The organism is Cryobacterium sp. RTC2.1 (assembly GCF_035018685.1).
GTDB classification, from domain to species: Bacteria; Actinomycetota; Actinomycetes; order Actinomycetales; family Microbacteriaceae; genus Cryobacterium; species Cryobacterium glucosi.
In genome coordinates this window covers 1-6,740 of the sequence record NZ_JASJXJ010000182.1, presented here as the reverse complement: position 1 = coordinate 6,740, position 6,740 = coordinate 1, and the positions used below count along the sequence as shown (strand labels likewise).

Below are 6,740 nucleotides of genomic sequence, written 5' to 3'. Positions count from 1 at the left end.
GCAGCCCCAGGTCCTGCCGCTCCGAGTGCGACGGCCGGCACCGCGTGCGGGGGCACGGCAACGACGGCCAGGAGCGCTGCCGCAACCGTGAGCCGGTGCGTTCGTTCAGCCGCGACATCATCGGCACGAAGTTCGACCAGGCGGGCCGTCTCGCGCGCGGCCAGCTGGAAAGGCGGGAGCCTCAGAAACGCTTGGGACAGTGCCACGGAGAAGGCCAGGGCGAGGTCATGCCGCTCAGCGAGGTGTGCGCGCTCGTGCGCCAAAACCGCGACGAGTTCTTCGTCCGTCAAGGCATGCAGTGCGGCCGTGGTGACGACGGTGCGCCGGTGGATTCCCGGCATGCAGTAGACGGCCGCTTCCGCCGATTCGAGGATGACGATGTCGCGATCGGCATCCGGGCGCCCGACCATGTCGAGAACGCGACGATGTGCATTGCGCTCTCGGGACATCCGGGCGCCCGTAGAGGCCAGGCCCCAGAAACTGCGGGTGACAACAGTGCCAGCCAGCAGCGCCCCGCCGATACCGACGGCGGCTCCGGTCGGTGTCGAATACTGCTGCTGCAGCGCCATTGCGCAGGATTGCAGGACCTCGATTGGGCCCTTCCCGCCGAGGCCGGCGATCGGAATCGCAAAGGACAGGCCGGCGAGGGCGAGAGAACCCACGACCGCGACCGTCAGGGCCTGCCAGGTTGCGATAGCCAGCCGGGGGGCGCGATCAACCCAGTTCGCTCGCAGCAGGAGTGGGGGTGCGGCGACGGAGAGCGTGATCGCGTAGAGGGTCAGGGTGATCGCGACAATCACGGCTGCGGCTCATTCTCATGCGCAGCGGCCAGCAGCCGGCGGAGTTCTGCTGCTTCGTCGTTGGGCATTTCGTCGACGAAGCCTACGAGTGCTGCCGCCCGGTCGTCGGCGAAGGACAGCGCCTCGCGGATGAGTCCTGACACGTAGTCGTCCCGGGTGGCGGCGGGACCATAGCGGAATGCGCGGCCGTCCCGTTCCTTGCTGAGCCAGCCCTTGCGGTTAAGGATCTCGGTGACCGTTTGCACGGTGTTGTAGGCGAGCCCGCGATTGAGTCGGTCGAGGATTTCCCGTACCAGGAGCGGGTTCTCGGCCTGCCAGACCTCGTTCATGATCGCGTTTTCCAGATCACCGAACTTCGCCATGGTCGAGCCCCTTCAAAGTGTTGGTGTAACTCGCGAACGGACCAGAAAATGAAGGTCAATCTAATCCTAGTCACCTAAGGGAATTAGGCGCCCGGGGCCGCGGAGCGCCGATGACGCTCCGCGGCCTGTTGGCGGGGCGGTTACAGGGTGGCGAGGATGTCCTGCATCTGCTTGATCTGCGCCGTCTGGTCGGCAATGATCTTCGTGGCCAGCGCCTGTGCTTCCGGGTTCTGCCCGTCCTTGAGCTCGACGTTGGCCATGTCAATCGCGCCCTGGTGGTGCTGGATCATCTGCTCAAGGAACAGCTTGTCGGCGGCCGGGCCGGTCGCGGCGTCCAGTGCGGCCATGTCGCCATCGGTCATGGAACCGGAGCTCATGTCCATTCCAGGCATGTTGGTGGCGGTCGCACCCCAGGCCGTGACCCAGGAGTTCATCATCGTGATCTCCGGCCCTTGGGCTGCCTTGATCTGCTCGGCGAGAGCGGTGACACGAGGATCGACCCCGGTCTTGTCGAGCATGGTCTGGGCCATGGTGATCGCCTGCTGGTGGTGGTCGACCATCGGCATGGCGAACGAGACGTCGGCATCGTTGAACACCGCCGTCGATGCGGCGGGGGCGGAGGATGCGGATGTACTGGCGCCGCCGGCCGTGGTGGCGCCAGCCGAGCACGCGGACAGGGCGATTGCCGCGGCTAGCGCGGTGGCGGCCAGGAGGGGAAGGCGAAGGGAAATCATGGGAGTCCAATCTGTCAGACAGGGGGGGAATCTGGTCCACGAGGGGAGATCCGGAGGTTAGGAAGGTGCTCGCGGGCAGAGCGAGTCACGGAAAAGTCGGGAACGGAGAGTGTGCGCCCGTGCCGGGTGCAAACGCGCTGCTGGCCGTTGATCAGACGCGACTGATCGACAGGACTGTCAGCGAGGGTGGTCGCTGTAGAGGCAGGCGCCGCGCCAGAGCGGGAACTGCGCGCTCAGCAGGGCGGTCAACAACGATGGGAATTGCGTGTTGGGCTGCAGAATTGGGGGAGTGCGCGATAGGGCCGGCAGTACAGGCGGACCCTGTCATGAGGCAATCGGCGGTGCACATGCCGAGACACGTCGACGGCAGGTTCGACGTCCCGTGGAAAGAGGCCAATTCCGAATCGAGTTTTGAGTCCTCGGTGCTTGCGGCTGAAGGGTCTGAATGCGCAGCAAGCATGGCGTGGGCATTTGGTGAGGCTTCGGATTCGACCGCCATTTCCGCATGCATCGCCACCAAGCCGAAGACAACGGCTGCAAGGGAGAGGATTCCGAGGAGCGCACGGCGCAGCCGCGCGGCCGATAATGCGCGCACACGTGCCTGGGCGTCCACCACGCTGTCCCCTTTCTTCCCGTCGCTTTCTTCCCGTCGCGGTTCGGACGTGGCAATCCTCACACTGTAGCCAACGGATGCTCCCCGTGGCCTGAGAGAGCCGACCAAATTCCCCGAAGAAACGCCCAGCTTCGCAACGCGGAGAAAAGCGCCCCGTTGCTTCATCGAGGTGGTCGCATGAACGCGGATACCCTTAGGGGGTATAAGATGGTGGGTATCGGCAATCGGGGACACAGCGAACCGGCGCCGGGCACTATCTATGTTTCAGAGAGGATCGTTCGAATGAGCCAGTCGACCGAAACCACGATCATGCAAGTACGGGGCGTGGGGTGGGCGTCATCCAAAGCCGTCGCGGATACGGTCCTGTCGCGACGCCCCGGCGTGCTGGGCGTTGACACGAACGTCGTCGCGCAGACGGCGACAATCACTTTCGACCCGAGGCAGACATCGGTCGATGACCTCGCCCAATGGGTGCGCGAGTGCGGGTACCACTGCGATGGGAAGTCCGTACCGGATCACATTTGCGACCCGCTTGCCGCCAACAGTGCCACCCCAGACCCTGCCGCGGCCCATGCAGTTCCCGAGGTCACGGCGCCTGCACATTCCAGCGCGACATCGGAGAGCACTGAGCAACCCTCGGTTGCCCACACCGCGCATGCGGCGCCTCCGACGAGGACGATGCAGGACGCCATGGGGCACGGCGGCGGCCATGGCTCTATGACGATGGCTAGCATGATCAGGGATATGCGCAACCGGTTCCTGGTGGCCGCAGTCCTGTCCGTTCCGATCACGCTTTTATCGCCGATCGGTCGCGAGGTCATTGGGTTCACTTTTCCGGCACCCTTCGGGCTCCGTGACGACGTTGCGGCCCTGATCCTTTCACTGCCGGTGATCTTCTACTCCGCATGGATCTTCTTCGACGGCGCCTACCGGGCATTGCGGGCGAGAACGCTCGACATGATGGTGCTTGTGGCCGTCGGCGTGGGAGCGGGCTGGCTCTACAGCGTCGTGGTCACCCTCACCGGCGGCGGCGACGTCTTCTACGAGGCCGCCACCGTGCTGGCCAGTTTTGTGTTGCTGGGGCACTGGGTCGAGATGCGCGCGCGGGGCGGCGCGAATGACGCCGTCCGCACCCTGCTCGAGCTGGCCCCCTCGCAGGCCTTCGTGATCCGCGACGGGGAACCCGTTGAAATTCCGACGGCTGAGGTTGTTCCGGGTGACCTGATGCTTGTGCGTCCGGGATCCAAGGTCCCCACCGACGGCGCGGTCGAGTCCGGTGATTCGGATATCGATGAGTCCATGGTCACCGGGGAGAGTCTTCCCGTGGCCAAGACGGCCGGCTCAACGGTGATCGGCGCGACCGTGAACACCACGGGCACCCTCCGGGTCCGGGCGACGAAGGTGGGCGCGGACACCGCACTGGCCCAGATCGTCGCGCTCGTGCAGGAGGCGCAGAATTCCAAGGCTCCCGGCCAGCGCCTGGCCGACCGGGCGGCGTTCTGGCTCGTACTGGTGGCCTTGATCGGCGGAATCGTGACCCTGGCAGTGTGGCTGCTGGCAGGCGCAACCGTGCCGGCGGCGATGCTGTTCGCGATCACCGTAGTCGTCATCACCTGCCCGGACGCGCTCGGCCTGGCGACCCCGACGGCGATCATGGTCGGGACCGGCCTCGGCGCCAAACGCGGCGTCTTGTTCAAGACCGCGACCGCGCTGGAAACAGCCGCACGGATCGACACCGTCGTGATGGACAAAACCGGCACCCTCACCCAGGGCAAGCCGGAAGTGACCGACTTCGTCGCAATCGGCATCGACGAGGACGAGCTTTTGGCACTCGTTGCCGCCGTGGAGCGCGAGTCGGAGCATCCGCTTGCCGCTGCGGTGGCCAGCTTCGCCGCTGGTCGGGGCGTGACCGTGGGCGACGCCGTCGACTTCGAGAACGTACCCGGGCACGGGGCTGGGGCGACGGTGAGTGGGCGTCGGGTGCTGGTCGGAAACCGCAAATTGATGACCGCGCAAGGCGTCGATATCGAACCAGTCAAGGTCCAACGCGATGCGCTCGCGTCAACGGGACGCACCGCGGTCCTGCTCGCCGTGGACGGCAAGGCTGCCGGCGTCGTTGCACTGGCGGATGCCGTGCGCCCGACCGCTGCTGCCGCCGTGGCGGCCCTGCATGACGCCGGCATCCAGGTCGTCATGCTCACCGGAGACAACGAAGCCACCGCCGCACGCATCGCCTCCCAGCTCGGGATCGATACCGTGATGGCAGAGGTACTGCCCGAAGACAAGTCCGCGAAGATCACGGAACTCCAGGCCGCCGGCAAACGCGTCGCCATGGTCGGCGACGGCGTCAACGACGCCCCGGCATTGGCGCAGGCCGACCTGGGGATCGCAATCGGGGCAGGCACCGACGTCGCCATCGACACGGCGGACGTGGTCCTGATGCGCTCCGATCCGTTGGATATCCCTGTCGCGTTGCGCATCGGAAAGGGAACCGTGCGGAAGATGCGTCAGAACCTCGGCTGGGCGATCGGGTACAACGCCATCGCCCTGCCAATCGCCGCCGGTGTCTTCTTCCCCGGGTTCGGCATCCGGTTGACCCCGGAGATCGCGGCGATCTCGATGTCCGGTTCCAGCGTGATTGTCGCTGTCAACGCGCTGATGCTGAAGCGCCTTCGCCTGCCACAGCCCGCTGAAAGCGCCAAGGAGTGAGTTGTCTGTGACCCGCATCCCTACTACCCGTGACGCGGTTCGCACGATTTGGGATGCCGGAAAGCCTCAGTATGACGGCGTCACGGACGCGGTGACCGCGGGCAAGGTCCTCACCGACCTGGTCCGTGCCATCCTCGATATCCTCGCCTATCGCCAGCTGGCGTGGGCGCCCGACGCCATCCAACTCGTATCCAACGATCGGGAGAGCTACCTCCGCTACGAGGCCGGTGACGACGTCACCGCGGACCTCGCAGTGCTCCTGTCGCTGGCACTGTCGGGCCACGCGGCAGACGGCATCGCCCTCGGAGACATCATGGGCGGCATGCCCCCGTGGATCTCCGTGCGCATCCTCATCCTGGCCTCGCCCGAGGGAGCCTCGATGAACCGCCTGGACCTTGACCCGGAAGGACCGTGCACGGTGTCCTGGTACGGGCCGTTCGACGGAACCCAATTCAGCGAAATCGCAATCGGATTCGCACTGTTCCTCACCCACCTCGTCGCCAACGTGTTCGATGACGACGAGGGTCGGGAAACGTTCGAGGAATCCTTCGCATGGGTCCACTAATAAATCCGGGACTGACCTGGAACGGCCGAGCTGGGCCCGGGCCGGCATCCATTCACTTGGGTTTGTGCGATGACAGGTTGGCGCCGATGATCACAACAACGGCCGCTACCGGATAGCTGACCAGGAGCTCAATCCAGACCGGGGGATGCGTCACTGTCGCCGGGTCCAGGTGCCCGAGCCAGTGAGTCACAGCAATCAGGACCCCCGCAACCATCACCAGCTGCCCTGATCTCAGAAAGAGGCGTCGTCGACGCTTGAGGCTGTCTGACCTGTCCTGGGCGGTACTGTCGGGCGTCATGGGTTCCCCGTGCCGTCCGGTGACGCGGGGCCGGCCGGGGCGCTGGGTGCCGGGTCGCTCGTGCCGGGCGTCGGCGGCGTCCAGGCTCGCCCCGGAAGGTACGGGCTGTTCTCGGGACCTGGATGGCGTCGCGACTGCACGACGATAAGTACGATCCCGATGAGGGCGATGACCATCGCCGTGATCATGTTGATCTTCAGGCCCACGAGTTGGAACTCGGTCGGGTCGAGGCGAAGTGCCTCCAGCCAGGTGCGACCGATCCCGTACCAGAGCAGGTACAGGCCGATCGCTTTCCCCCAGCGGAGGTTGAACTGTCGTTCGACGAGCAGGAGAACGGCGACGCCGAAAAGATTCCAGAGGATCTCGTAGAGGAAAAGCGGCTGGAACAGGGTTCCGGCCGGCAGTCCGGCCGGAAACGCCGGGTTGGTCGATTCGATCTGCAATCCCCACGGAAGCGTGGTGGGAGCCCCGAAGAGTTCATGGTTGTAGTAGTTGCCCAGGCGCCCCATGGCTTGCGCCAGCAGCATCCCCGGTGCGAGCGCATCGGCGAACGAGAGGAAACGCAGCCCGGAGCGGCGACACGCAATGTACGCCCCGGCCGGCCCCGCGTCACCGGACGGCACGGGGAACCCATGACGCCCGACAGTACCGCCCAGGAC

Annotated in this window: 7 protein-coding genes; 2 read left to right on the top strand and 5 right to left on the bottom strand. The window is 65.6% G+C overall.

What is annotated here, in order from left to right; all coding sequences use genetic code 11:
• From QN357_RS16870 to QN357_RS16860, 3 genes are all read right to left on the bottom strand, one after another.
• Window positions 1-800: M56 family metallopeptidase (locus tag QN357_RS16870; protein ID WP_323505243.1), on the bottom strand; the 800-nt coding region annotated here is incomplete at its 3' end.
• Window positions 797-1,162, bottom strand: a complete 366-nt coding sequence (locus tag QN357_RS16865; protein WP_243013566.1) for a BlaI/MecI/CopY family transcriptional regulator — start codon at window positions 1,160-1,162, stop codon at window positions 797-799. The genes QN357_RS16870 and QN357_RS16865, both read right to left, overlap by 4 nt.
• 140 nt (window positions 1,163-1,302) lie before the next feature.
• Window positions 1,303-1,896: a DUF305 domain-containing protein gene (locus QN357_RS16860; RefSeq protein ID WP_322136281.1), complete on the bottom strand. Its 594-nt coding sequence runs from the start codon at window positions 1,894-1,896 to the stop codon at window positions 1,303-1,305.
• An 895-nt stretch (window positions 1,897-2,791) separates the two neighbouring features.
• On the opposite strand from QN357_RS16860, the gene QN357_RS16855 reads away from it, so the two are divergent.
• Both QN357_RS16855 and QN357_RS16850 read left to right on the top strand, forming a co-directional pair.
• A complete protein-coding gene (locus QN357_RS16855; protein WP_322136280.1) occupies window positions 2,792-5,218 on the top strand; it encodes a heavy metal translocating P-type ATPase in 2,427 nt (808 codons plus the stop codon).
• A gap of 7 nt (window positions 5,219-5,225) precedes the next feature.
• Window positions 5,226-5,783: a hypothetical protein gene (locus QN357_RS16850; RefSeq protein ID WP_134558764.1), complete on the top strand. Its 558-nt coding sequence runs from the start codon at window positions 5,226-5,228 to the stop codon at window positions 5,781-5,783.
• A 52-nt stretch (window positions 5,784-5,835) separates the two neighbouring features.
• On the opposite strand, the gene QN357_RS16845 is transcribed toward QN357_RS16850, so the two are convergent.
• Window positions 5,836-6,081 carry a hypothetical protein gene (locus QN357_RS16845; protein WP_322136279.1) on the bottom strand — a complete coding sequence of 82 codons (246 nt, stop codon included), beginning with the start codon at window positions 6,079-6,081 and terminating at the stop codon, window positions 5,836-5,838.
• Window positions 6,078-6,740: prolipoprotein diacylglyceryl transferase (locus QN357_RS16840; RefSeq protein WP_323505242.1), on the bottom strand; the 663-nt coding region annotated here is incomplete at its 5' end. The genes QN357_RS16840 and QN357_RS16845, both read right to left, overlap by 4 nt.

Bases quoted from the DNA above. Each gene is read 5' to 3' on its own strand.
- QN357_RS16865 (WP_243013566.1), bottom strand. From the start codon at position 1,162: ATGGCGAAGTTCGGTGATCTGGAAAACGCGATCATGAACGAGGTCTGG.
- QN357_RS16845 (WP_322136279.1), bottom strand. From the start codon at position 6,081: ATGACGCCCGACAGTACCGCCCAGGACAGGTCAGACAGCCTCAAGCGT.
- QN357_RS16860 (WP_322136281.1), bottom strand. From the start codon at position 1,896: ATGATTTCCCTTCGCCTTCCCCTCCTGGCCGCCACCGCGCTAGCCGCG.
- QN357_RS16855 (WP_322136280.1), top strand. From the start codon at position 2,792: ATGAGCCAGTCGACCGAAACCACGATCATGCAAGTACGGGGCGTGGGG.